At 71.1% G+C, this 24,030-nt stretch carries 15 protein-coding genes; 7 read left to right on the top strand and 8 right to left on the bottom strand.

Annotated elements, in window-relative coordinates:
- Positions 1 to 294: 294 nt before the first annotated feature.
- Both ACFY04_RS02110 and ACFY04_RS02105 read right to left on the bottom strand, forming a co-directional pair.
- A complete protein-coding gene (locus ACFY04_RS02110; RefSeq protein ID WP_314251245.1) occupies positions 295 to 1,326 on the bottom strand; it encodes a LacI family DNA-binding transcriptional regulator in 1,032 nt (343 codons plus the stop codon).
- Positions 1,327 to 1,352: 26 nt separating this feature from the next.
- Complete coding sequence (locus ACFY04_RS02105) at positions 1,353 to 3,221, bottom strand: glycoside hydrolase family 13 protein (RefSeq protein ID WP_389113767.1); 1,869 nt, start codon at positions 3,219 to 3,221, stop codon at positions 1,353 to 1,355.
- A 222-nt stretch (positions 3,222 to 3,443) separates the two neighbouring features.
- On the opposite strand from ACFY04_RS02105, the gene ACFY04_RS02100 reads away from it, so the two are divergent.
- The 5 genes from ACFY04_RS02100 to ACFY04_RS02080 are packed head-to-tail and all read left to right on the top strand — an operon-like array spanning position 3,444 to position 9,355.
- A complete protein-coding gene (locus tag ACFY04_RS02100; RefSeq protein ID WP_389113766.1) occupies positions 3,444 to 4,718 on the top strand; it encodes an extracellular solute-binding protein in 1,275 nt (424 codons plus the stop codon).
- A gap of 7 nt (positions 4,719 to 4,725) precedes the next feature.
- Positions 4,726 to 5,787, top strand: coding sequence for a carbohydrate ABC transporter permease (locus tag ACFY04_RS02095; RefSeq protein ID WP_389113765.1), 1,062 nt, complete (start codon positions 4,726 to 4,728; stop codon positions 5,785 to 5,787).
- Positions 5,788 to 5,789: 2 nt separating this feature from the next.
- A complete protein-coding gene (locus ACFY04_RS02090) occupies positions 5,790 to 6,716 on the top strand; it encodes a sugar ABC transporter permease (protein ID WP_389113764.1) in 927 nt (308 codons plus the stop codon).
- Between the two features lie 51 nt (positions 6,717 to 6,767).
- Positions 6,768 to 8,357: a glycoside hydrolase family 13 protein gene (locus ACFY04_RS02085; RefSeq protein WP_389113763.1), complete on the top strand. Its 1,590-nt coding sequence runs from the start codon at positions 6,768 to 6,770 to the stop codon at positions 8,355 to 8,357.
- Positions 8,345 to 9,355: a LacI family DNA-binding transcriptional regulator gene (locus ACFY04_RS02080; protein ID WP_389113762.1), complete on the top strand. Its 1,011-nt coding sequence runs from the start codon at positions 8,345 to 8,347 to the stop codon at positions 9,353 to 9,355. The genes ACFY04_RS02085 and ACFY04_RS02080 overlap by 13 nt, the downstream gene beginning before the upstream one ends.
- A 61-nt stretch (positions 9,356 to 9,416) precedes the next feature.
- On the opposite strand, the gene ACFY04_RS02075 is transcribed toward ACFY04_RS02080, so the two are convergent.
- Positions 9,417 to 11,363 (bottom strand): multicopper oxidase family protein, encoded by a 1,947-nt coding sequence (locus tag ACFY04_RS02075; protein ID WP_389113761.1) that lies wholly within the window; start codon positions 11,361 to 11,363, stop codon positions 9,417 to 9,419.
- A 491-nt stretch (positions 11,364 to 11,854) separates the two neighbouring features.
- On the opposite strand from ACFY04_RS02075, the gene ACFY04_RS02070 reads away from it, so the two are divergent.
- Together ACFY04_RS02070 and pulA are read left to right on the top strand one after the other, a co-directional pair.
- Positions 11,855 to 13,567: a carbohydrate-binding module family 20 domain-containing protein gene (locus ACFY04_RS02070; protein ID WP_389113760.1), complete on the top strand. Its 1,713-nt coding sequence runs from the start codon at positions 11,855 to 11,857 to the stop codon at positions 13,565 to 13,567.
- 96 nt (positions 13,568 to 13,663) lie between these two features.
- Positions 13,664 to 19,024 carry a pullulanase-type alpha-1,6-glucosidase gene (gene pulA / locus ACFY04_RS02065; protein ID WP_389113759.1) on the top strand — a complete coding sequence of 1,787 codons (5,361 nt, stop codon included), beginning with the start codon at positions 13,664 to 13,666 and terminating at the stop codon, positions 19,022 to 19,024.
- Here the strand turns inward: pulA and ACFY04_RS02060 are convergent.
- The 5 genes from ACFY04_RS02060 to ACFY04_RS02040 all read right to left on the bottom strand — a co-directional run bounded on the left by ACFY04_RS02060 (position 19,011) and on the right by ACFY04_RS02040 (position 23,920).
- Positions 19,011 to 19,547 (bottom strand): GNAT family N-acetyltransferase, encoded by a 537-nt coding sequence (locus ACFY04_RS02060; protein ID WP_389113758.1) that lies wholly within the window; start codon positions 19,545 to 19,547, stop codon positions 19,011 to 19,013. The two genes, pulA and ACFY04_RS02060, sit on opposite strands and share 14 nt — an antisense overlap.
- Positions 19,548 to 19,655: 108 nt before the next feature.
- Positions 19,656 to 20,378 carry a TetR/AcrR family transcriptional regulator gene (locus ACFY04_RS02055; protein WP_030009450.1) on the bottom strand — a complete coding sequence of 241 codons (723 nt, stop codon included), beginning with the start codon at positions 20,376 to 20,378 and terminating at the stop codon, positions 19,656 to 19,658.
- 23 nt (positions 20,379 to 20,401) lie between these two features.
- Positions 20,402 to 21,448 (bottom strand): PDR/VanB family oxidoreductase, encoded by a 1,047-nt coding sequence (locus tag ACFY04_RS02050; protein ID WP_389113757.1) that lies wholly within the window; start codon positions 21,446 to 21,448, stop codon positions 20,402 to 20,404.
- Positions 21,445 to 22,341: a metal-dependent hydrolase gene (locus tag ACFY04_RS02045; RefSeq protein WP_389113756.1), complete on the bottom strand. Its 897-nt coding sequence runs from the start codon at positions 22,339 to 22,341 to the stop codon at positions 21,445 to 21,447. The genes ACFY04_RS02050 and ACFY04_RS02045 overlap by 4 nt, the downstream gene beginning before the upstream one ends.
- Positions 22,342 to 22,465: 124 nt before the next feature.
- Positions 22,466 to 23,920, bottom strand: coding sequence for a hypothetical protein (locus tag ACFY04_RS02040; protein ID WP_389113755.1), 1,455 nt, complete (start codon positions 23,918 to 23,920; stop codon positions 22,466 to 22,468).
- Between the last annotated feature and the right edge of the window lie 110 nt (positions 23,921 to 24,030).

Raw genomic sequence — 24,030 nt, 5'->3', positions numbered from 1 at the left:
GAGTCTGCCAGATGCCTTCCCGCCTCCGATCATCCCTCGGGACGGTCTTCGGCGCAGCCGCTCAGACCTGGGGACGACATGGCCGCGTCAGTCTCCCACCTCTCCCGCCTTCCCGGCGACGATCTGCTGCCCGCGGGTGGAGTCGACGACGATGGGGGCACCACCAGGGAGGCCACCGAGCCGATCACGAGCACCAGCAGGCCGCCGAGCGCCACGAAGGCGAGGGCGGTGGCGGACCGGACCCGCATCACCCCGGCAGGGACACGTCCTCCGGAGGCCGCCGTACCGGCCGTACTAGTCCCGGCGGCGTTGGCCCGGGCCCGAGGCCGTGGAGCCGCGCACCACCAGTTCGGGGAGGAAGACGAACTCGCTGTGGGGGGCGGGCGTGCCGCCGATCTCCTCCAGCAGGGTCCGGACCGCCGCCTGCCCCATCGCCTGCACGGGCTGGCGGATGGTCGTCAGCGGCGGGTCGGTGAACGCTATGAGCGGGGAATCGTCGAAGCCGACCACCGACACGTCCTGCGGCACCTTCAGCCCCTGCTGCCGGGCCGCCCGGATCGCGCCGAGCGCCATCATGTCGCTCGCGCACACCACCGCCGTGCAGCCGCGCGAGATCAGCGCGGCCGCGGCGGCCTGGCCGCCCTCCAGCGAGTAGAGGGAGTGCTGGATCAGCTCCTCGATCTCGGCCTCGCCCAGTCCGAGCCGCTCCTTCATCCCGAGCCGGAAGCCCTCGATCTTGCGGAGGACCGGCACGAAGCGCTTCGGTCCCACCGCGAGCCCGATGCGGGTGTGCCCGAGCGCGGCGAGGTGGGTGACGGCGAGCTGCATCGCGGCCCGGTCGTCGGGGGAGACGAAGGGGGCCTGCACCTTCTCGGAGAACCCGTTGATCAGGACGTACGGGACGCCCTGCCCGCGGAGTTGGTCGTAGCGGCCCATGTCGGCCGTGGTGTCGGCGTGCAGGCCGGAGACGAAGATGATCCCGGAGACCCCGCGGTCGACCAGCATCTCGGTCAGCTCGTCCTCGGTGGACCCGCCGGGCGTCTGCGTGGCCAGCACCGGCGTGTACCCCTGCCGGGTCAGGGCCTGGCCGATGACCTGGGCGAGCGCCGGGAAGATCGGGTTGTCCAGTTCAGGAGTTATCAGACCGACGAGCCCCGCACTGCGCTGGCGCAGTTTCACGGGCCGCTCGTAGCCGAGTACGTCGAGGGCGGCCAGCACGGATTCGCGGGTGCCTGCGGCCACACCGGGCTTGCCGTTGAGTACGCGGCTGACTGTGGCTTCGCTGACCCCCGCCTGGGCTGCGATGTCGGCTAGCCGTGCGGTCACGGGATTGGACTGTACCGGTCGGACGTTCACAATGACCACCACGTGCACGAATCCGGGGGAAGCCGGACGGTGCGGCCGTCCGTTTCCACCGGGGCGCTGGAGAGTACGGGACGCCCGGGCGCGGGAAGTTCGACCGGGCCGGAGCGGCTGTTGAGCGTGCAGGCGAAACCGGGGCGGGTGAAGAGGAGCACGCCCTCGGGGGCGGACTGCCAGCGCATTCCGCATGCGTACGGGCCGTACGGGTCGTACGGCCCGTACGGGGCTTCGGCCGAGGCATCGGCCCCGGCCCCCGCCTCCGTCCCGGCCCCCGCCTCCGCGCCCGCCCCCGCCTCCGGCGCGCCCAGCCCCGGCATCGCCCGGCGCAGTTCCAGCGCGGCGCGGTAGAGCTCCAGCGTCGAGTGCGGGTCGCCGGTCTGCGCGGCGACGCTGAGGCCGCCCCAGCCGGCGGGCTGCGGGAGCCAGCTGCCGGCCGGCCCGAAGCCGTACGGGGGCTCCGCGCCGGACCAGGGGAGCGGCACCCGGCACCCGTCGCGCAGCCCGTCCTGTCCCTCCGGCTCCGCCGCGCCCTCCGGCCGGGGCCCCGGCCCGGAGGGCGCGCCGACCTGTGGTCCGCAGGCGGCGGGGGCAGGGGACCCGGTCCCGCCGGCCTCCCCCTCCCACCCCGCCGGGCCGTCCGTGTCCCACGGCTGCCGGCGCCCGCGGCGGAAGGCAGGGTCCTGGCGGACCTGGTCCGGGAGGTCCGCCACCTCCGGGAGGCCGAGCTCCTCGCCCTGGTAGAGGTACGCCGACCCGGGCAGGGCCAGCATCAGCAGGGCGGCGGCCCGGGCCCGGGCCAGGCCGCGGGCCCCGCCGCCGTAGCGGGTCACATGGCGTACGACGTCGTGGTTGGACAGCACCCAGGTGGTCGGGGCGCCGACGGCGGTGGTGGCGGCCAGGGACTCGTCGATGACGGTGCGCATCGCGGCGGGGTCCCACGGGCAGTTCAGGAAGCGGAAGTTGAACGCCTGGTGCAGTTCGTCGGGGCGGACGTACAGGGCGAGCCGCTCCGAGGTGGGCGCCCAGGCCTCGGCGACCCCGATGCGCCCGCCCGCGTAGGAGTCGAGGAGGCGGCGCCAGGAGCGGTGGATCTCGTGGACCCCGTCCTGGTCGAAGAAGGGGAGCGGCTCGGTGCCGATCAGGGTGGCCTGGGCGCCGCGGCCGATGTCCGGCAGGCCCGGGGCCTTGACCATGCCGTGGGCGACGTCGATGCGGAAGCCGTCGATGCCGAGGTCGAGCCAGAAGCGCAGGACGGAGGCGAATTCGGCGGCGACCTCGGGGTGGTCCCAGTCGAGGTCGGGCTGCTCGGGGGCGAAGAGGTGCAGGTACCAGCCGCCGTCCGGGACCCGGGTCCAGGCGGGGCCGCCGAAGATCGACTCCCAGTCGTTCGGGGGCTCGGCGCCGTCCGGCCCCCGCCCGGGCCGGAAGTGGTAGCGCTCGCGGGCCCCCGGATCCCCGGCGAGGGCGGCGCGGAACCACGGGTGCTGCTCGGAGGTGTGGTTCGGCACCACGTCCACGATGACCCGCAGCCCCAGCGCGTGCGCGGCCCGGACCAGCTCGTCGGCGTCGGAGAGGTCCCCGAAGAGGGGGTCGACGGCCCGGTAGTCGGCGACGTCGTAGCCGCCGTCTGCCTGTGGGGAGACGTAGAAGGGGGTGAGCCACACGGCGTCGACCCCGAGGCGGGCGAGGTGGGGGAGGCGGGAGCGGACCCCGCGGAGGTCGCCGATTCCGTCCCCGTCGCTGTCGGCGAAGGAGCGTACGTACACCTGATAGATGACGGCATCGCGCCACCAGTCACCGCTCGCGGTCGCGTTGCTGGAAGAGCTTGCAAGCTGGACGGCCGTCGAGTCGTGGGTCATATCGGGGTCAACGCGGGTACATGCCCCCTGGTTGCGGGCCCGGACAGTCGAAGGTGACCCGAACTAACAGCAAGCTGCGGCAACCGTACGGACACACGGATGTAACGATCGCCTCCGCTTGCAGAAAGTTTGCGCAAGGTCTTTCGGTCCTCTTTCAGTCTTGTTACGTTCCTGGCAACTCGGGACCGCGAGGGCGCGGCCGGGATCATCGAAGGAGTTCATATGCGGCGTGGCATAGCGGCCACCGCGCTGGTCGCGACCCTGGCGCTCGCGGCGACGGCTTGCGGTGGGGACGACAAGGACGCGGCCGGCGGGACCAAGGCAGGCGGCGAGCTTTCCGGCACGGTCACGTGGTGGGACACCTCGAACGACGCCGAGAAGGCCAGCTTCCAGAAGCTCGCCGAGGCGTTCACCGCCAAGCACCCGAAGGTGACCGTCAAGTACGTCAACGTCCCGTACGGCGACGCGCAGAACAAGGTCAAGAACGCCTTCAGCAGCGGCTCCGACGCGCCTGACGTCATCCGTGCCGACGTCGGCTGGGTCGCGGACTTCGCCTCCCTGGGCTACCTCGACGAGGTCCCGGCCGACACGGCGAAGAAGATCGACGCCGAGTTCCTCCCGCAGGCCGCGGCCAGCGGCAAGTTCGAGGGCAAGACCTACGCCGTCCCGCAGGTCATCGACAGCCTCGGCCTCTTCTACAACAAGAAGATGCTCGCCGACGCCGGCGTCCAGCCCCCCAAGACGCTGGAAGAGGTGAAGACCGCCGCAGCCGCGATCAAGGAAAAGACCGGCAAGGCCGGCCTCTACCTCCGCGGCGACGACTCCTACTGGTTCCTCCCCCTCATCTACGGTGAGGGCGGCGACCTGGTCGACGCCAAGAACAAGACGGTCACGGTCGACAACGAGGCGGGCGTCAAGGCCTTCAAGACCGCTCGTGACCTCGTCACCTCCGGCGCGGCGATCACCAACGCCACCGACGGCTGGAACAACATGCAGACCGCCTTCAAGACCGGCCAGGCGGCCATGATGATCAACGGTCCGTGGGCGGTGGCCGACAGCTTCGCCGGCGACCAGTTCAAGGACAAGGCCAACCTCGGCATCGCCGCGGTCCCGGCCGGCTCCGTCAAGGCCGGTGCCCCGCAGGGCGGCCACGACCTCGCCGTCTACGCCGGCTCCAAGAACACCGCGGCCGCGCACGCCTTCGTCGAGTACATGACCTCGCAGGAGGTCCAGGTGCAGTCGACCAAGGAGCTCAGCCTGCTCCCGACCCGGACCGCCGCCTACGAGCAGCCGGACGTCAAGAGCAACGAGATGGTCCAGTTCTTCAAGCCGGCCGTGGACAAGGCCGTCGAGCGCGCCTGGATCCCGGAGAACGGCTCCCTCTTCGAGCCGCTGAAGGTCGAATACACCAAGGCGATCACCGGGGCGTCGAGCCCGGAGGACGCGGCCAAGTCGGCCGGCGTCGAGTTCCGCAAGATCCTCAAGGGCTGGAAGTAACGAAACCATGGCTGCTCACACCAGCCAGTCGGTGGCGAAGGCCGCGGGCGACGACGTCGAGAACGACGCCGCCGCCCGCGGCCGGAGCCGCAGGACTGACAGCGACAGCGGTAACCGTGACGGTAACCGCGGTGGAAAGGGCGCGTCCGGCCTCCGGCGCGCCGTCGGCACACACTGGTACGCCTGGGCCATGGTCGCCCCGGTGGTGCTCGTCCTCGGCGTGATCATCGGCTGGCCGCTGGTCCGGGGCGTCTACCTGTCACTGACCGACGCCACCGAGCGCAACGTCTCGCGCACCATCGGCGCCCGGCACATCGAGGCCACGTACGAGTTCGTCGGACTCGACAACTACGTGGCCGTGCTCAGCGACCCGGTGTTCCTGCAGCGGCTGGTGTGGACGGTGATGTGGACCGTCGCGTGCGTGTCCGTCACCTTCACGCTCGGTCTGATCCTGGCCAACATGCTCAACCGGGACTTCAAGGGCCGCGCCGCCTACCGGATGGCGCTCATCCTCCCCTGGGCCGTCCCCGGCTTCGTCTCCGTCTTCGCCTGGCGGTTCCTCTTCAACCGCGACAACGGCATCCTCAACAAGATCCTCGACGGTGGCGGCATCGCCGCGATCCCGTGGCTCGACGACCCGACCTGGGCCAAGTTCTCGGTCATCGCCGTCAACGTCTGGCTCGGCGTCCCCTTCATGATGGTCGCCCTGCTCGGCGGCCTGCAGTCGATCCCCGGCGAGCTCTACGAGGCCGCCGAGATGGACGGCGCCAGTGCCTGGCAGCGCTTCCGGCACATCACCCTGCCCGGGCTGCGCGCGGTGAGCATGACGGTGATCCTGCTCTCCACCATCTGGACCTTCAACATGTTCCCGGTGATCTTCCTGCTCACCCGGGGCGGACCCGGCGACTCCACCGAGATCCTGGTGACCCAGGCCTTCCGCGAGGCGTTCGTGTCGAGCCCGCGCGACTTCGCCGGCTCGGCCACGTGGGGCGTCCTGATCCTCGCCCTGCTCATGATCTTCGCGCTGGTCTACCGGCGCTCGCTGCGCAAGCAGGGAGAGGTGTGGTGACCATGTCCACTGCGAACACCGATCGTACGGCCACCGCCGGCGAAGCCACCGCCGGCAAGGCGACCACGGGCAAGGCGACTGCAGGCAAGGCGACCGTCCGTGCCCGGGGCAGCCGTTCCCCACTCGCCTCCGTCGGCCTGCACGGCACCCTCGTCGTGGCGTCCGTGATCGCCGTCTTCCCGGTGTTGTGGATCCTGCTGACCTCGCTCAAGCCGGCCAAGCACGCGGTCACCACCGACTTCGTCAAGGAACCGACCCTCAGCAACTACACGTACCTGCTGGAGCAGAGCCACTTCCTCAGCTGGTTCGCGAACTCCGTCCTGGTCGCCGGCATCACCACCGTCCTCGGTGTCTTCATCGCCGCCACCACCGGATACGCGGTCAGCCGCTTCAAGTTCCCCGGCATGAAGCCGCTCATGTGGACCCTGCTCATCACGCAGATGTTCCCGATGGCGATCCTCATCGTCCCGCTCTACAACCTCATGGGCGACCTCGGCCTGCTCAACCAGCCGCTCGGCCTGATCATCACCTACCTCACCATCGCCGTGCCGTTCTGCGCCTGGATGATGAAGGGCTTCTTCGACACCATCCCGGTGGAGATCGACGAATCGGGCCGCGTCGACGGGCTCAACCCCTTCGGCACCTTCTGGCGCCTCATCCTGCCGCTCGCCAAGCCCGGCCTCGCCGTCACCGGTTTCTACGCCTTCATCACCGCCTGGGGCGAGGTCGCGTACGCCTCCGCCTTCATGGTCGGGGAGGAGAACCTCACCCTGGCCGGCGGACTGCAGACCTTCGTCACGCAGTACACCTCCAACTGGGGAGCCATGAGTGCCGCCTCGGTCCTCATCGCCATCCCCGCGGCGATCTTCTTCGTCTTCGCCCAGCGTCACCTCGTCGCCGGGATGACGGCAGGCGCAACCAAGGGCTGACCACCCGAGCCTGCCCCCTCTCACCCCCGGCCCGATCTCTCCAAGGACACCATGACCCAGCACCTCGCCGACGCGCTCCCCACCTCCACCGGCACGCAGCCCGGCTGGTGGAGAGAAGCGGTGATCTACCAGGTCTATCCGCGCAGCTTCGCCGACTCCAACGGGGACGGCATGGGGGACCTCGAAGGCATCCGCAGCCGCCTGCCCTACCTGAAGGAGCTGGGCGTCGACGCCGTCTGGCTCAGCCCCTTCTACGCCTCCCCGCAGGCCGACGCCGGCTACGACGTCGCCGACTACCGGGCCATCGACCCGATGTTCGGCACCCTGCACGACGCCGACGCCGTGATCCGCGAAGCCCACGAACTGGGCCTGCGCATCATTGTGGACCTCGTCCCGAACCACTGCTCCGACCAGCACGAATGGTTCAAGCAGGCGCTCCGGGAAGGCCCCGGCAGCCCGCTGCGCGAGCGCTTCCACTTCCGCCCCGGACAGGGCGCGGACGGCTCGGAGCCCCCGAACGACTGGGAGTCGATCTTCGGCGGCCCGGCCTGGACCCGGGTCGCGGACGGCGAGTGGTACCTGCACCTCTTCGCCCCCGAGCAGCCCGACTTCAACTGGGAACACCCCGCAGTACAGGACGAGTTCCGCTCCATCCTGCGCTTCTGGCTCGACCTCGGCGCCGACGGCTTCCGCATCGACGTCGCGCACGGCCTGGTCAAGGCCCCCGGCCTGCCCGACCTCGGCCGCGACGAACAGCTCAAGCTGCTCGGCAACCAGGTCCTGCCCTTCTTCGACCAGGACGGCGTCCACGAGATCTACCGCTCCTGGCGCCTGGTCCTCGACGAGTACGCGGGCGACCGCATCGGCGTCGCCGAGGCCTGGACCCCCAGCGCCGACCGCACCGCCATGTACCTGCGCCCCGACGAACTGCACCAGGCCTTCAACTTCCACTACCTGAACACCGGCTGGGACGCCGAGGCCCTGCGCGCCACCATCGACGAGTCCCTCGACTCGATGCGGCCCGTCGGCGCCCCCACCACCTGGGTGCTGTCCAACCACGACGTGGTCCGCCACCGCACCCGCTTCGGCACCCTGGGGAAGGCGCGCGCCGCCGCCCTGCTGATGCTGGCCCTGCCCGGGTCGGCGTACGTCTACCAGGGCGAGGAGCTCGGCCTCCCGGAGGTGGTGGACCTCCCGGACGAGGTGCGCCAGGACCCCTCCTTCTTCAAGGCGAACGGCCAGGACGGGCTCCGCGACGGCTGCCGCGTACCGATCCCGTGGAGCGGCGACCAGGCCCCGTACGGCTTCGGGACCGGCGGCAGCTGGCTCCCGCAGCCCGCCGAATGGGCCGGGCTCAGCGTGGAGGCGCAGACCGGCGACCCCGACTCCACGCTGGAGCTCTACCGCTCCGCGCTGCGGGTACGGCGCGCGCACCCGGCACTGGGCGCCGGCGACGGCGTCGAGTGGCTGCCCGCACCGGCCGGCGTACTGGCCTTCCGGCGCGGAGACTTCGTCTGCACCGTGAACACCACGGACGAGCCGGTACGGCTGCCCGCGCCGGGCACCGTGCTGCTGGCGAGCGGCGACCTCGCCGACCCCGACGTCCTCCCGGCGGACTGCACGGTGTGGTGGCAGGGGTGACTTCCCCGCTGAGGCTGACGGACATCGCCGCGCAGGCCGCGGTCAGCGAGGCGACCGTCAGCCGCGTGCTCAACGGCAAACCGGGCGTGGCGGCCGGCACCCGGCACAAGGTGCTGGCCGCGCTCGACCTGCTGGGCTACGAGCGGCCCGTACGGCTCAAACGGCGCAGCAACGGGCTGGTCGGGCTGCTCATCCCGGAGCTCACCAACCCGATCTTCCCGGCGTTCGCGCAGGTCATAGAGCAGGCGCTGGCCGGGCACGGGTACACGCCGGTGCTGTGCACGCAGACCCCCGGCGGGGCCACCGAGGACGAACTGGTGGAACAGCTGGAGCAGCGCGGGGTCACCGGGATCGTCTTCCTGTCCGGCCTGCACGCCGACGCCCACGCCGACCCCGCGCGCTACCAGAGACTGGCGGCGCGCGGGGTGCCGTTCGTCCTGATCAACGGCTTCAACGAGCAGGTGAACGCCCCGTTCATCTCCCCGGACGACCGGGCGGCGGCCGACATGGCCGTACGGCACCTGCAGGACCTGGGGCACCGCAGGATCGGGCTCGCGATCGGACCGACGCGCTATGTGCCGTCGGCCCGCAAGGAGCAGGGATTCCTCGCGGCGCTGCCGACTGCGGAGGCGGACGGGCTGATCCAGCGCACGCTCTTCACGGTGGAGGGCGGACACGCGGCGGGCATGGCCCTGCTGGACCGCGGCTGCACGGGCATCGTGTGCGGCAGCGACCCGATGGCGCTCGGCGTCATCCGGGCGGCGCGCGAGCGTGGGCTGCGGGTGCCGCAGGACGTGTCGGTGGTCGGCTTCGACGACTCACCGCTGATCGCGTTCACGGACCCGCCGCTGACGACGGTCCGCCAGCCGGTACGCGCGATGGCGACGGCGGCGGTGGGTGCCCTCCTGGAGGCGGTGTCGGGCACCCCGGTCCAGCGCACGGAGTACGTCTTCCAGCCGGAACTGGTGGTGCGCGGCTCGACGGCCGAGGTGCCGTAGGCCTCCGGGGGGGCGGGGGCTTCGGAGGGCGGAAGCCACCGCCCTCCCGCTACCCCTGCCGTCAGTGGCCGTGGCCCCCGTGGCCGCCCCCGTGCCCGCCACCCCCGTGGCCGCCGTCCTGGTCGACAGGGAGGGGGGCGTCGGGGTCGACGATCGTGAACGGGCGCATCAGGTCGTCGTCCTCGTGTTCGAGGAGGTGGCAGTGGTGGACGTACGTCGCCGGGAGCTCGGTTCCGCTGTTCGGGATCCCGGCGATCTCTTCCATCGGCGGGCTCCATGGGTCAGTGACGATTCTGGTCACCGTCTCCGGATAGGACTTGAAGGTGTCCTTGTAGGAGAGTGCTTCGTCCGGGTCCGGCGGGATCGGCGGGCCGGTGAAGTAGTTCGCCAGTACCGGCTTGTCCGCCGCTTTCCGGCCGCCGTCGATCCACTTCTCGTAATCCGCCTGGTAGGCGGCCGCGTCGATGGGCTGCCTGTTCAGAACCTGGAAGTTGACGAGGTGGACGTGCATCGGGTGCGCGTCGTGGTTGGGATTCACGTACTCCCAGATTTCCCTCGCGCCCGCCTTGATGAAGTCCTCGGACGGCTCCATGAAGGGCACCGCGTTGAACGTCATGGTGCTGAAGAGCTTGTGCTGGTACACGACCCATTCCCGCCGGTGGATCTCCGGTTCCGGCTCGATGGGCACGACCTCCGGCAGCTTGAGATGCTTGGGCGGCGTCGTCCTGTCCGCACCGGACAGCGGCTTGGTGACCTGGAACTGCATGACTTCCGAGATCTCCGGTCCCTGGCCGGGCACGCCCGGGTAGTGCACCGGTGCGTGGTAGTTCGTCAGTGTGATCTTCGAGCCCGTGGGCATCCCGCTGAAGTCGACGATCAGGTCGTACCGCTCGGCCGGCCCGATCAGGAAATTCAGCATGTGCAGCGGGGCGCGGAATCCGCCGTCGGTGCCGATCAGCCAGAACGGAAGATTGGGCTGCAGCACCACGTCCCTGGGAGGGTCGAACCTCAGCCGCCAGAAACGCTCGTTCGACGCGTTGAGGATCCGCAGCCGGTAGCGCCGCGGCTCGACGGCCAGGAAGGGGTACGCCTTGCCGTTGACGACCGGGGTGTCCTCGCCCTCCTGCTGGGTCATGGTGTAGGCGAGTCTGCCGTCCGGGTGGAAGGTCCGGTCCTGCAGGATGAGGGGGACCTCGAACTCGCCCTGCGGCAGCCCGAGCCGCTCGTCGGCGGGGTCGCGGATGAGGTACAGGCCGGCGAGGCCCGCGTAGACGTTGACGCTGGTCATCCCCATGCCGTGATCGTGGTACCAGAGCATGGACGAGCGCTCGTGGTTGGTGTACGCGCAGATCGCTTCGTTGCGTTTGACGCGGTCCGGTTCCAGCGTGGTGTAGGACTCGGCATGGATGCCGTCCGGGCTGAACGAATGCAGAGGCATTCCGTCGGACTGCGGTGGTGTGAAACCGCCGTGCTGGTGCACGACGTTCCACACGTTGACGTTCTCGGGAAAGGGCGGTTCGCTCGTGTAGGGAGGCGGGGCGATCGGGGCGAGCTGGGGGTCCCCGCTGCGGATCGCGTCGATCACGAACTGGAAGAGGTGCGTGGTCGGCAGCTTGTTCCGGTATTTGACGACCGTCGGCTGGTCCTTGATCACGCTGATGGTCGGCCCGAGATAGCCCATGCCGATCGGCTGGTGGCGATCGTGAGGGTTCTTGGCCCAGTAGCCCCACACGTCGGCCGGCCCGAGGTCCCGGTGGAATTGCCAGGTGCCCGGCCGCATCGTGATGTCGTAGTAGTCGGCGCCCGGATAGGCGGAGGTGTCCGGGACGGCGGTTTCCGGCGTGGGCAGCGGGTCGACGTACTTCTCCAGCGGAGGGGTCTTCGGAATCGGGGCGTCCGAAGGCGCCGGTTCGTGACCGTGATGATGGCCGGGACCGGGATCCGCGTGCGCCTGTGCCCCCTGACCGCTCCCCGAGAGCATGGCCGCACCCCCGACGGCGCCGGCCATGAGGAAATTCCTTCGCCCAACCATCGTCTTCAGCCTTCCGCCGGCGCCGTGTGTCCTGGAAGGCATATCGCGCTGGTTCGGAGGGCGTTGTCGCCGCGCGCCGGTCCGGATGGAGATGCGCCCATTCGGCAGTAATTGGGCAGGAATTGAGATCGAGTTATTGTCGCCGGTCCAAAAATATCTCGCCCGGTGCGACCGAATGCCTTCATCCCGTACGCACTCCGCCCCGGGCGCGATTGCGGGCCGCGCGTGAGGTCGGCCGTGGGGGGCGCGGGCGCAGGGCGGGCGCCGGCACCCGGCGAGGGGCGGGTGTGTCGCGGCCGCGTCCCGGGGGGTGAACTGGCTCTGCCGGGGCCGGAGTCCAGGGGCCCCGCTCAGGAGGACACACCTCGGAAACAATTCTGCAATCTCTTGCGCAAGGTCTTGCAGGGCTCCTACCTGGCCCCTACGGTCGCTCCAATCCCCACGTCTTCCGCCAGGAGGCCCCCCGCATGCCTGCCAGAGCCGTCAGAGCTGCAACCTTTTGCGCCACCACCGCACTTGCCGCCGCCACCCTCACGGGCCTCGGGCCGCAGGCCGCCGCCGCGCCCCCCGGCGAGAAGGACGTCACCGCCGTCCTGTTCGAGTGGCGCTTCGACTCCGTCGCCAAGGCCTGCACCGATTCCCTCGGGCCCGCCGGGTACGGGTACGTGCAGGTGTCGCCGCCGCAGGAGCACGTGCAGGGCGGGCAGTGGTGGACCTCGTACCAGCCCGTCAGCTACAAGATCGCCGGGCGGCTCGGGGACCGGGCCGGCTTCAAGGCCATGGTCGACACCTGTCACGCCGCCGGGGTGAAGGTCGTCGTCGACTCCGTCATCAACCACATGGCCGGACCGGCGGACGCCGGCGCCACCTTCACCGGGACCGGGGGATCTTCGTACACGAAGTACGGCTATCCGGGGCTCTATTCGGGTGCCGACATGGACGACTGCCGGTCCTCGATCTCGAACTACCAGGACCGGGGCAACGTCCAGAACTGCGAGCTCGTGCAGCTCGCCGACCTGGACACCGGTGAGGACCACGTGCGCGGGCGCATCGCCGGGTACCTGAACGACCTGCTGTCGCTGGGCGTCGACGGCCTCCGGATCGACGCCGCCAAGCACATGCCCGCCGCCGACCTCGCCGACATCAAGTCCCGGCTCACCAACCCCAACGTGTACTGGAAGCAGGAGGCGATATACGGGGCCGGGGAGGCCGTCTCGCCGGGCGAGTACCTGGGGAACGGGGACGTGCAGGAGTTCCGGTACGCCCGGGACCTCAAGCGGGTCTTCCAGAACGAGAACCTCGCCTACCTGAAGAACTTCGGCGAGGCCTGGGGGTACATGCCCGGCGGCCAGGCAGGCGTCTTCGTCGACAACCACGACACCGAGCGGGGCGGCGACACCCTCAGCTACAAGGACGGGTCCGCGTACACGCTGGCCGGCGTCTTCGCGCTGGCCTGGCCGTACGGCTCACCCGACGTGCACTCCGGCTACGAATGGACCGACAAGGACGCCGGTCCGCCCAACGGAGGTGCCGTGAGCGCCTGTTACGCCGACGGCTGGAAGTGCCAGCACGCCTGGCGGGAGATCTCCTCCATGGTCGGCTTCCGCAACGCCGCCCGCGGCCAGTCCGTCGGCAACTGGTGGGACAACGGCGGTGACCAGATCGCCTTCGGGCGCGGCACCAAGGCGTACGTGGTGATCAACCACGAGGGTTCCGCCCTGACCCGGACCTTCCAGACCTCGCTGCCGGGCGGCGACTACTGCGACGTGCAGAGCGGGCGGACGGTCACCGTCGGCTCGGGCGGGCAGTTCACCACCACGGTCGCCGCCGGGACGGCTCTCGCCCTGCACACCGGGGCCCGTACCTGCTCCGGCACCCCGGCGGGCCCGGCCGGGGCCTCCTTCGGCGTCAACGCCACCACCGTTCCCGGGCAGAACATCTACGTCACCGGTGACCGCGCCGAGCTCGGCAACTGGAACACCGGCGGCGCGCTGAAGCTCGACCCGGCCGCGTACCCGGTCTGGAAGCTCGACGTGACGCTCCCGGCCGGGACCGCGTTCTCGTACAAGTACCTCCGCAAGGACGCCGCCGGGAACGTCACCTGGGAGAGCGGAGCCAACCGCACCGCCACCGTCCCCGCGAGCGGCAAGGTCACGCTGACCGACACCTGGCGCACCTGAGCCGCCGCTCCACAGACCAGGGGGCCGCCCGGCACCATCCTCCCTGCCAGGCCGGGCGGTCCTCATCCATGCGACACGTACACAAGGAGACCTGCCTTGATACGCCCTGCCGCAGGAGTGCTCGCCGCCGCCCTGGCCGTGACGCTCCTGCCCGCCCTCCCCGCCGCGGCCGCGACGAGCGGGCCGCCGCCCGCCCCGCCCTCGGACGCGAAACTGGCCGCCGAACCGGCCCGCCACGACCTGACCCGGGAGCAGTTCTACTTCGTGCTCCCGGACCGGTTCGCGAACGGCGACCCGGGCAACGACCGGGGCGGCCTGACCGGCTCGCGCCTGGAGACCGGCCTGGACCCCACCGACAAGGGCTTCTACCAGGGCGGTGACCTCAAGGGGCTCACCGACCGGCTCGACTACATCAAGGGGCTCGGCACCACGGCCATCTGGCTGGCGCCGATCTTCAAGAACCAGCCGGTGCAGGGCAAGGGGGCCGATGTCTCCGCCGGCTACCACGGCTACTGGATCACCGACTTCACTCAGGTCGACCCGCACTTCGGGACGAACGCCGACCTGGAGCGGCTGATCGACAAGGCGCACGGGAAGGGGATGAAGGTCTTCTTCGACGTCATCACCAACCACACCGCCGATGTCGTGGACTACCGGGAGGCGTCGTACTCGTACCTGTCGAAGGGGGCGTTCCCCTATCTGACGAAGGACGGGGTGCCGTTCGAGGACAAGGACTATGCGGACGGGAAGGCGAAGTTCCCGAAGGTGGACGGCACGTCCTTCCCGAGGACTCCCTTCGTGCCCGACGCGAAGAAGAACCTCAAAGTGCCGGGCTGGCTGAACGACCCGACGATGTACCACAACCGAGGGGACTCCACCTTCGCGGGCGAGTCCTCCGACCAGGGCGACTTCTTCGGCCTCGACGACCTGTGGACCGAGCGTCCCGAGGTCGTCAGCGGGATGGAGAAGATCTACGAGAAGTGGGTGCGGGACTTCGGCATCGACGGCTTCCGGATCGACACGGTCAAGCACGTCAACACCGAGTTCTGGACGCAGTGGGCGACCGCCCTCGACACCTACGCCGCGAAGCGCGGCCGTGACGACTTCTTCATGTTCGGCGAGGTCTACTCCGCCGACACCGCCGTCACCTCCCCGTACGTGACCCGCGGGAAGCTCGACGCCACCCTCGACTTCCCGCTCCAGGACGCGATCCGCGCGTACGCCTCCCAGGGCGCGGCGGCCGGCCGGCTGGCCGCCGTCCTCGGCGACGACTACCGCTACACCTCCGGCAAGGCCAACGCCTACGAGCAGGTGACCTTCCTCGGCAACCACGACATGGGCCGCTTCGCCACCTTCCTGAAGCAGGACCGGCCGGGGGCCGGGGAGCAGGAGCTGCTGGAGCGCTACCGGCTGGCCAACGAGCTGATGTTCTTCTCCCGGGGCAACCCGGTGATCTACTCCGGTGACGAGCAGGGCTTCACGGGCGCGGGCGGCGACAAGGACGCCCGGCAGCCGCTCTTCGCCACGCAGGTCGCCGACTACCTGGACGACGACCAGCTCGGAACGGTGCGCACACACGCGAGCGACGCTTACGATCCGGGACACCCGCTCTACCAGCAGATCAGTGCTCTCTCCAAGCTGACGAAGGCGCACCCGGCCCTCCGCGACGGCGTCCAGAGTGAACGTTTCGCCGACGGCTCCGTCTACGCCTTCGCCCGCACCGACACCAAGACCCGCACCGAGTACCTGGTCGCCGCCAACAACGGCGCCGCATCCCGCACCGTCGAGATCGACGCCCCGGCCGGCGCCCAGTACCGCACCCTGTACGGCGGCACCGCGCTGATCCGCGCCTCGGCGGCCGGCAAGCTCCCCGTCCCCGTCCCCGCCCTCGCCTCCGTCGTCCTCCAGGCCGTGACGCCCGCCGCCAAGCCGGCCGCCAAGCCCACCCTGACCCTGAAGGCCCCGGCCCCCGGCGCCACCGGCACCGTCGAGCTCTCCGCCGACATCAGCGGCGGCGGCCTGAACCGCGTCGTCTTCGCCGCCCAGACCGGCAACGGGAAGTGGCAGGTCCTCGGCACCGCCGACCACGCCCCCTACAAGGTCACCCAGCACCTCGACGCCAAGACCCCGGCCGGCACCGCCCTGCGCTACAAGGCCGTCGCCGTCGACTCCGCCGGCCGCACCGCGAGCGCCCTCGCCTCCTCCGCCGCCGGCCAGGCCCCACCCACCGAGATCCCCACCGCCACCCAGCGGGACTACGCGGTCGTCCACTACAACCGCCCCGACGGCGACTACACCGACTGGCGCCTGTACGCATGGGGCGACCTCGCCGAGGGCGAGGCCACTCCGTCAAAGGCACAGCCGGCCGGCCACGACTTCACCGGCCGCGACGCCTACGGCGCCTTCGCGTACGTCAAGCTCAAGCCCGGCGCCTCCTCCGTCGGCTATCTCGTCATCGACAAGGACGGCAACAAGGACGTCGCCGCCGACCGCACCATCGACGTGACGAAGACCGGCGAGATCTGGCTGGAGCAGGGCAAGGAGCCCGCCCGCACCGACCGCCCCGCCTACCCGCCGCAGGACCAGTCCAAGGCCGTCCTGCACTACCAGCGCCCCGACGGCGCCTACGACGGCTGGGGTCTGCACGTCTGGACCGGAGCCGCGAACCCCACCGACTGGTCCAAGCCGCTCCTCCCCACCCGCACCGACTCCTACGGCGCGGTCTACGAGGTCCCGCTCGCGCCCGGCGCCACCAGCCTCAGCTACATCCTCCACAAGGGCGACGAGAAGGACCTGCCCACCGACCGGTCCCTGGACCTGAAGGCCACCGGCCACGAGGTGTGGATGCTGGGCGGCCGGGAGCAGTACCTCCTCCCGCAGCCCGCCGGCTCCGCCGCCGCCCTGGACCTCACCAAGTCCCAGGCCGTCTGGATCGACCGCGACACCCTCACCTGGAACGCCCCCGCCGCAGCCGCCTCCGTGCAGCTCCTCGCCTCGCGCGAAGGCGCCGTCAAGGCCGAGAACGGCACCCTGACCGGCCGGGCCCAGTGGCTGCGGCTGGGCAAGGCCGAGCTCACCGCCGCCCAGAAGCAGAAGTTCCCGCACCTCGCCTCGTACGGCGCCTACACCGTCGACCCGCGCGACCGCGACCGGGTCCGCGAGGCCCTGCGCGGCCAGCTCGTCGCGAGCGCCCGCGCCGCGAACGGCGCGGTCCTCGCCGCCACCGGCGTACAGCTCGCCGGCGTCCTCGACGACCTGTACGCGACCACCGCCTCTCTCGGCCCCGCCTTCAAGGACGGCCGCCCCACCCTCTCCGTCTGGGCCCCCACCGCCCAGCAGGTCTCCCTCGAACTCGACGGCCGCACGGTCGCCATGCGCCGCGACGACGCCACCGGCGTCTGGTCGGTGCGCGGCGAACGCTCCTGGACCGGCAAGCCCTACCGCTACGACGTGACCGTCTGGGCCCCGAGCACCCGCCAGGTGGTCCACAACCTCGTCACCGACCCCTACTCCACCGCGCTGACCGCGGACTCCGTCCACAGCCTGGTCGTGGACCTGGCCGACCCGAAGCTCGCCCCGCCCGGCTGGAAGACCCTGCGCAAGCCCGCGCCCGTCCCCTTCACCTCCGCGCAGATCCAGGAGCTGCACATCCGCGACTTCTCCGTCGCGGACCGCACCACCACCCACCCCGGCCAGTACCTGGCCTTCACCGACACCACCTCGGCGGGCATGCGGCACCTGCGCGACCTGGCCGCCGCCGGGACCTCGTACGTCCACCTCCTGCCGGCCTTCGACATCGGCACCATCCCGGAGAAGGCCGCCGACCGCACCGAGCCCGCCTGCGACCTCAAGGTGTACGCCCCCGACTCGCAGGAGCAGCAGGCCTGCGTGGCCGCCGCGGCCGCGAAGGACGCGTACAACTGGGGCTACGACCCGCTCCACTACACCGTCCCCGAGGGCGGCTACGCGAGCGACCCGAACGGCACGGCCCGCACCGTCGAGTTCCGCAGGATGGTCCAGTCCCTCAACGGGTCAGGGCTGCGCACGGTGATGGACGTCGTCTACAACCACACCGTCGCCGCGGGCCAGTCGGACAAGTCCGTCCTGGACCGCATCGTCCCCGGCTACTACCAGCGCCTGCTGGCGGACGGCTCCGTCGCCACCTCCACCTGCTGCGCCAACACCGCCCCCGAGAACGCCATGATGGGGCGCCTGGTCGTCGACTCGATCGTCACCTGGGCGAAGGAGTACAAGGTCGACGGGTTCCGCTTCGACCTGATGGGCCACCACCCGAAGGCCAACATCCTGGCCGTCCGCTCGGCCCTCGACTCCCTGACGGTCGCCAAGGACGGGGTCGACGGCAAGAAGATCGTCCTCTACGGGGAAGGCTGGAACTTCGGCGAGATCGCCGACGACGCCCGCTTCGTGCAGGCCACGCAGAAGAACATGGCCGGAACCGGCATCGCCACCTTCTCCGACCGGGCCCGTGACGCCGTGCGCGGCGGCGGCCCCTTCGACGAGGACCCGCGCGTCCAGGGCTTCGCGTCCGGTCTGTTCACCGCCCCGAACGCCTCGCCCGCGAACGGCACCGCCGAGCAGCAGAAGGCCCGCCTCCTGCACGCCCAGGACCTGATCAAGGTCGGGCTCTCCGGCAACCTCGCCTCGTACGCCTTCACCGACACCACCGGCCGCCGCATCAAGGGCTCCGAGCTGGACTACAACGGCGCCCCGGCCGGCTACGCGGCCGCCCCCGGCGACGCCCTCGCCTACGCCGACGCCCACGACAACGAATCCCTCGCCGACGCCCTGACCTACAAACTCCCGCCGGCCACGAGCAACGCGGACAAGGCCCGCATGCAGGTACTGGCCATGGCCACGGCCACCCTCTCGCAGGGCCCGGCCCTCTCCCAGGCGGGCACCGACCTGCTCCGCTCCAAGTCCCTGGACCGCAACTCCTACGACAGCGGCGACTGGTTCAACGCCATCCACTGGGACTGCCGGGGCGGCAACGGCTTCGGCCGTGGTCTGCCCCCGGCCGCCGACAACGCCTCGAAGTGGCTCCACGCGAAGCCGCTCCTCACGGGACCGGCGCCCACCTGCACCGACATCAACGCCACCTCGGCGGCCTATCGCGACCTGCTGAGGATCCGCACCACCGAGCCGGACTTCGCCCTCACCACGACCGAGGCGGTCCAGTCCCGGCTGGCCTTCCCCCTCTCGGGCAAGGACGAGACCCCGGGCGTGATCACCATGACCCTGGGCGACCTGGTGGTCGTCTTCAACGCGGCCCCCACCGCCCGGGCCCAGCGCGTCCCCGCCCTCGCCGGCACCGCCTACCGGCTGCACCCGGTCCAGGCCGCGGGCGCCGACGCCACCGTCAAGCAGTCCGCGTACGACGCGAAGACAGGAGAGTTCACCGTCCCCGCCCGCACCGTCTCGGTCTTCACACGACGCTGAGCCGGTCCAGCCGCTTCTCCAGCAGGATCACCCCGTAGGTCCTGCCGTCCTTCCCCTCCTTGTTGGGGAGCTCCCCGACCACCCGGTAGCCCGCACCCCGGTAGTACGCGAGCAGCCGGGGGTTGGTGGAGACGCAGTCCAGCCGCGCCCGTTCCCGACCGGTCCGGGCGGTCCGGCGCTCGGCGTGTTCGAGCAGCCGCCGCCCGGCCCCCGCGGGGGCCACCTCGCGCGCCACCATCAGCCGGTGCACGTAGCCGGCCACGGGCGGCTGGACGCCCCAGGCTTCCTCGTCGGACCACCACAGCTCGTAGGCCCCGCACACGCGCCCGTCGGCATCGGCGGCGAGCCAGACCTCGCCCTCGCGCATCTTCGACCGGAAGTGCGCGGCGTCCTTGTCGCCGGGCTTCCACTGATCGATCCCGTGCTTGCGCATCCACCGGGCAGCCTGGTCGTACAGCTGCACCAGCGTGCCGGCGTCCTTCTCCTCGGCAGGCCGGAACAGGATCTCGTCGTCAATGATCACGCGGGCATTATCGATGATCATGGGCGGCCGTCACACCCCGGATCCGGCGCGGATTCAGCCCGCCTTCCGCATCTGGCCCGGCACCCGGCCCGGCGACTGGCCCGGCCCTCAGCCCGGGACGGTCTCCGACGCCCCGCCCGGCACCAGCGCACCGAGCCGCCCGACCAGCTCCCCGAAGGGCCCGTCGGCAGGCTCGCCGGCCAGGATCCCCACGAGGATCCCCGCCATCTCCGCGTCGTACGCGGCGCTCACGGCGGCCAGCGCGGCGAAGTCGTGCACCAGCTGCAGCTCCAGTTCGCCCCGCGGGATCCGGCGCCCGTCCAGCCAGATCAGCGCGGTGGACTCGGCGAGCGACACCCAGGACCGCACCACGAGCTCCAGGCGCGCGGGCGTGCGCTCCAGCCCGATGCCCAGGTGCGTGAGGATCTGCTCGTACGCCGCCTGCCGGACCTCGTCGATCATCGCGTTCGTCCGGCTGCTGCCGACGGCCGGACCGCCGCGCATCAGCGCCGAGAAACCCGGCCCGTGGTCGTCGACGAAATCGAAGAACCGCCCCATCACCCGCAGCAGGCGCGCCCCGAGCGGACCCTCCCGGGGCTCCACGAACCGCAGCGCCAGCTCGTCGGCCGCCCGCCGCAGCGCGGCCTCGTACAGGCTCAGCTTGCCCGGAAAGTAGTGGTAGACGAGCGGCCGGGATATCCCCGCGGCCGCCGCGATCTCGTCGATCGACACATCGTCGGGCGAGCGGTGGCTGAACAGCTCCAGGGCAACCCCGATCAGCTGCTGCCGCCGCTCCTCGACACCCATCCTGCGTCGCACTCCGGTTGTCATGCGGACACCCTACTGGGGAGCGTTCAGAGGTCCAGGACCAGCCGGTCCCCCTTCGCGCGGGAGACGCACAGCAGCATCGAGTCCTCGCGCTCCCGGTCCGTGAGGAGCTCGTCGCGGTGGTCCACCCCGCCCGCCAGGACCCGGTGTTGGCAGGTCCCGCAGAAACCCTGCTCGCAGGAGTACGGGGTGTCCGGCAGCTCCCGGCGCACCGCGGCCAGCGTGCTCTCGTCCGCCGCCACCTCCACGACCCGCCCCGAGCGGCGCAGTTCGACCGTGAAGGCCCGCCCCGGACCGGGGCCGTCCGCCGGGGCGAACCGCTCCAGGCGCACCGCCGCCGGATCCGCGGCCGCCGCCGTGACGGCCCGCATGAGCGGCTCCGGACCGCAGCAGTAGACCAGGGTGCCCGGCCCCGCCGCGGACACCGGGGCCAGGTCGGGCAGGCCCGTCTCGTCCTCGGGGAGGACCGACACCCGGTCGCCGTAGGGCGCGAGGTCGTCCAGGAAGGGCATCGAGTCGAGGGTGCGGCCCCCGTAGAGGAGGGTCCAGTCGGCGCCCGCCGCCGTGGCGGCCCGCAGCATCGGCAGGATCGGCGTGATGCCGATGCCGCCCGCGACGAAGACGTACGAGGCCGCCGGGACCAGCTCGAAGCGGTTGCGCGGCGGGCGCAGTTCCAGCTCGGCGCCCTCGACCAGCTGCGCGTGCGCCTCGCGGGAGCCGCCCCGGCCGTCCTCGATCAGCCGGATCGCGATCGTGTACCGGCCGGCGTCCGCCGGGTCGCCGCACAGCGAGTACTGGCGGACCAGGCCCGAGGGCAGGGTGACGTCCACGTGCGCGCCCGGGGTCCACGCCGGCAGGTCCGGTGACTCCACGGTCAGCCGGAGCACGCCCTGCGCGGGCTCCGTACGGGAGACGATCAGCGCCCGCAGCGCGCGGCGCGGGGAGTGGCCCGAGACCGGGGTCTCCAGGGCCGGCAGCGGCCAGAGCGGGGAGCCGCCGATGCGGCGCTTCAGGGCGCGCCTGGTCACCCAGGCCGCGCCCAGGGCGGCCGCGACCGTGAGGGCGCGCCTCATGCCCGCACCCCGCCGTTCGCACCGGGGGAGGCGGCGAGATAGGCCACCGCCTGGGCCGTCGAGCCCTCCTGCGAGGGGTGGTAGGTGCGGGAGAGGTACTTCGGGATGGACTTCAGCATCGCCCCGGTCGACGGGAGCACCCCCTGCTGCCCGGCCACGAAGAACTTCCCGAAGGAGGCCTTGCCGTCCACCAGGTGCGGGTCGTTCTCCATGAAGAAGCGCACCCCGCGCTGCCACAGGAACACCAGGGCCGAGAAGGCGGTCGCCCAGGTCCGCGCCCGGCGGCGGTAGTTGCCGTCGACGTGCATGAAGAGGTCGAAGGCCACCGAGCGGTGCTCGACCTCCTCCGCCCCGTGCCAGCGCAGCAGGTCCAGCATGGTGGGGTCGGCGCCCCGCCGGTCCAGCCCGTCGGCGTTCAGCACCCAGTCGCCCAGGAACGCCGTGTAGTGCTCGATCGCCGCGATCATCGCGACCCGTTCCATCAGCCACCAGTGGCGGGCCCGGCCCGGCGGCAGGGTCCGGTCGCCGAGGAGCTTCTCGAACAGCCAGTCCACCTGCGCGGTGTAGGGGGTCGGGTCCAGCCCGAGCCGCTTCAGGTGGGGGAGCACGTCGTCGTGCGCGGTGGCGTGCATGGCCTCCTGGCCGATGAAGCCGACGACGTCCGCCCGCAGCTGCCCGTCCTCGATGTACGGGAGCACCTGCTTGTAGACGTGTACGAACCAGCGCTCCCCGGCGGGGAGCAGCAGGTGCAGCACATTGATCATGTGCCCGGCGAAGGGGTCGCCGGGCAGCCAGTGGAGCGGGGTGTCCTCCCAGCCGAAGGACACGTTCCGGGGCCTCAGGTCCACGTGTTCCGACGCCACGGGGGCGGGCGCGAGCGGCGTATTAGACATGGCGTCAATGTACTGATGGGTAGGTGCAAGGAGAAGCCCCCTGCGCGGACTTCTCCGGCATGCCACTGCCCGGGCGCGTCCACGCCCGGGCAGTGTGTGTCGGTGTGCGTGGGGATCGAGCCGGCTATCGCCCGACGTGGCCGGTCGAGAGCGCCCACTCGCGGTTCAGGGTGCCCAGCGGGATACGGCGCTCGAAGACGGGCGTGCCGAACAGCGACAGCTGGAGCTGGAGGTTTCCGCTCAGGTCGAAGCCGCCGTACAGTGCCCAGGCGCCGTCGAGGGAGGTCTTGCCGTCGCTGGACGCGGCCGCCTTGATGTCTCCCTCACCACGCAGGTACGGGGCGAAGTCCGCGGTGACGCCGACGGCACCGTAGAGACCGACGGAGGCCTCGGCGCCGAGCGCGCCCTTGACCCGCCCGGCGGCGGTGACGCTCGCCCGGACCGGCGTGCTCTTCACGTTCGAGGCGCTCACCGGGGTCCAGCCCTTGCCCGCGGCGTAGCTGCCGCCGACCTTGAAGTCGCCCTTGACGTCCTGCTGGACGTCGAGGGTCACGCGGCCGTCGGCCTCCACCTGGATGTAGCAGGTCAGGTCGAGGTTGACGACGACCGGCACCGGGCCGACCTGGATGACGGGCGAGCTGTGCAGCTTGGCGAACGGGATCCGCTTGGGCGCCCCGGTGCTCGCGGCGGCGCGGCCCTGGAGCTTCCACTGCGAGGACCAGTCGCCGCTCATGCCGAGGAAGGCGCCGCGCGGACCGGGCGTACCGCCGGTGCTGCCGTCGTACGCGAACTCGATCTGCGGGGCGAGCTGGACGAACCCGGACACCGAGGCACCGGCCGAGGCGGGGGCGTCCGGGGCGGTGTCGACGGAGGCGTTGACGTCGAGCCGCAGGTTGCCGAGCGGCAGCTTCGCGCCCTCGGGGCCGAAGGTCAGGCCCGGGCCCTTGGCCCAGGAGAAGGTGACGCCCTTCATCAGGGGCTCGACGGTGACCGCCGTCGGGTCGACGGGGACCTTGCCGTCGGCCTTGTCGTCACCCAGGACGGCGGCCAGCGTGGTGGAGGCGGTCTTGACCTCGGTGCCCTTGTCGGTCTTGCCGACGACCTCGGTGACCTTGGCGAGCAGGCCCGCGGGGGCGCCGGGGGCCGGTGCGCTGGCGATGACATCGCCCACCGCCACCGGCTTGTCGGCCTCGGGGGACTTGCCGGCCTCGGGGGACTTGCCGCTCTCGGGGGCCTTGCCCGTGCCGGTCGACTTGCCGGGTGAGGGCGAACGCCCGGCTTCCGGTGCGGACTTGGCGATGACGGCCCGGCCGCTGGCCTGGTCGTAGGAAGCGACCTTCAGCGTGGACTTCTCGGTCTTTCCCTTCCCGTCGGCCCGGGCCACGGCCGCCGGCGTGGGCGTCCCCTGCGGGGCCGCGGCCACGTCGAGCTGCTGCGACGTGCCGTCGGACGAGGGGGTGACGGAGGCGGGGGCGGCCGGTCCGGCGTCGCTGGTGTGAGGGGTCGAGCCGCAGCCGGTGGCGGTGAGGGCGAGGGCGGTCAGGCCGGGTATGAGGAGGCGTCGGGTGAGCGTGCGCACGTGGGGTGACCTTCAGGTGGGGGAGGGGTGTTGAGGGTTACCGCTTGGTAACCGGAATCCGATCATGCCATGTGCCCATGGCGACCGTCATGTCCGGATCCCGCCAACTG

Origin of the sequence: Streptomyces sp. NPDC001549 (assembly GCF_042894025.1) — a bacterium.
Classification (GTDB): Bacteria; Actinomycetota; Actinomycetes; order Streptomycetales; family Streptomycetaceae; genus Streptomyces; species Streptomyces kutzneri.
This window is presented reverse-complemented; position numbering and strand designations above follow the sequence as displayed.

Excerpts from the sequence above, each read along its gene's own strand:
- ACFY04_RS02100 (WP_389113766.1), top strand. The coding sequence starts at position 3,444 with ATGCGGCGTGGCATAGCGGCCACCGCGCTGGTCGCGACCCTGGCGCTC.
- ACFY04_RS02105 (WP_389113767.1), bottom strand. The coding sequence starts at position 3,221 with ATGACCCACGACTCGACGGCCGTCCAGCTTGCAAGCTCTTCCAGCAAC.
- ACFY04_RS02045 (WP_389113756.1), bottom strand. The coding sequence starts at position 22,341 with ATGTCTAATACGCCGCTCGCGCCCGCCCCCGTGGCGTCGGAACACGTG.
- ACFY04_RS02095 (WP_389113765.1), top strand. The coding sequence starts at position 4,726 with ATGGCTGCTCACACCAGCCAGTCGGTGGCGAAGGCCGCGGGCGACGAC.
- ACFY04_RS02070 (WP_389113760.1), top strand. The coding sequence starts at position 11,855 with ATGCCTGCCAGAGCCGTCAGAGCTGCAACCTTTTGCGCCACCACCGCA.
- ACFY04_RS02090 (WP_389113764.1), top strand. The coding sequence starts at position 5,790 with ATGTCCACTGCGAACACCGATCGTACGGCCACCGCCGGCGAAGCCACC.
- ACFY04_RS02050 (WP_389113757.1), bottom strand. The coding sequence starts at position 21,448 with ATGAGGCGCGCCCTCACGGTCGCGGCCGCCCTGGGCGCGGCCTGGGTG.
- ACFY04_RS02075 (WP_389113761.1), bottom strand. The coding sequence starts at position 11,363 with ATGGCCGGCGCCGTCGGGGGTGCGGCCATGCTCTCGGGGAGCGGTCAG.
- ACFY04_RS02085 (WP_389113763.1), top strand. The coding sequence starts at position 6,768 with ATGACCCAGCACCTCGCCGACGCGCTCCCCACCTCCACCGGCACGCAG.
- ACFY04_RS02055 (WP_030009450.1), bottom strand. The coding sequence starts at position 20,378 with ATGACAACCGGAGTGCGACGCAGGATGGGTGTCGAGGAGCGGCGGCAG.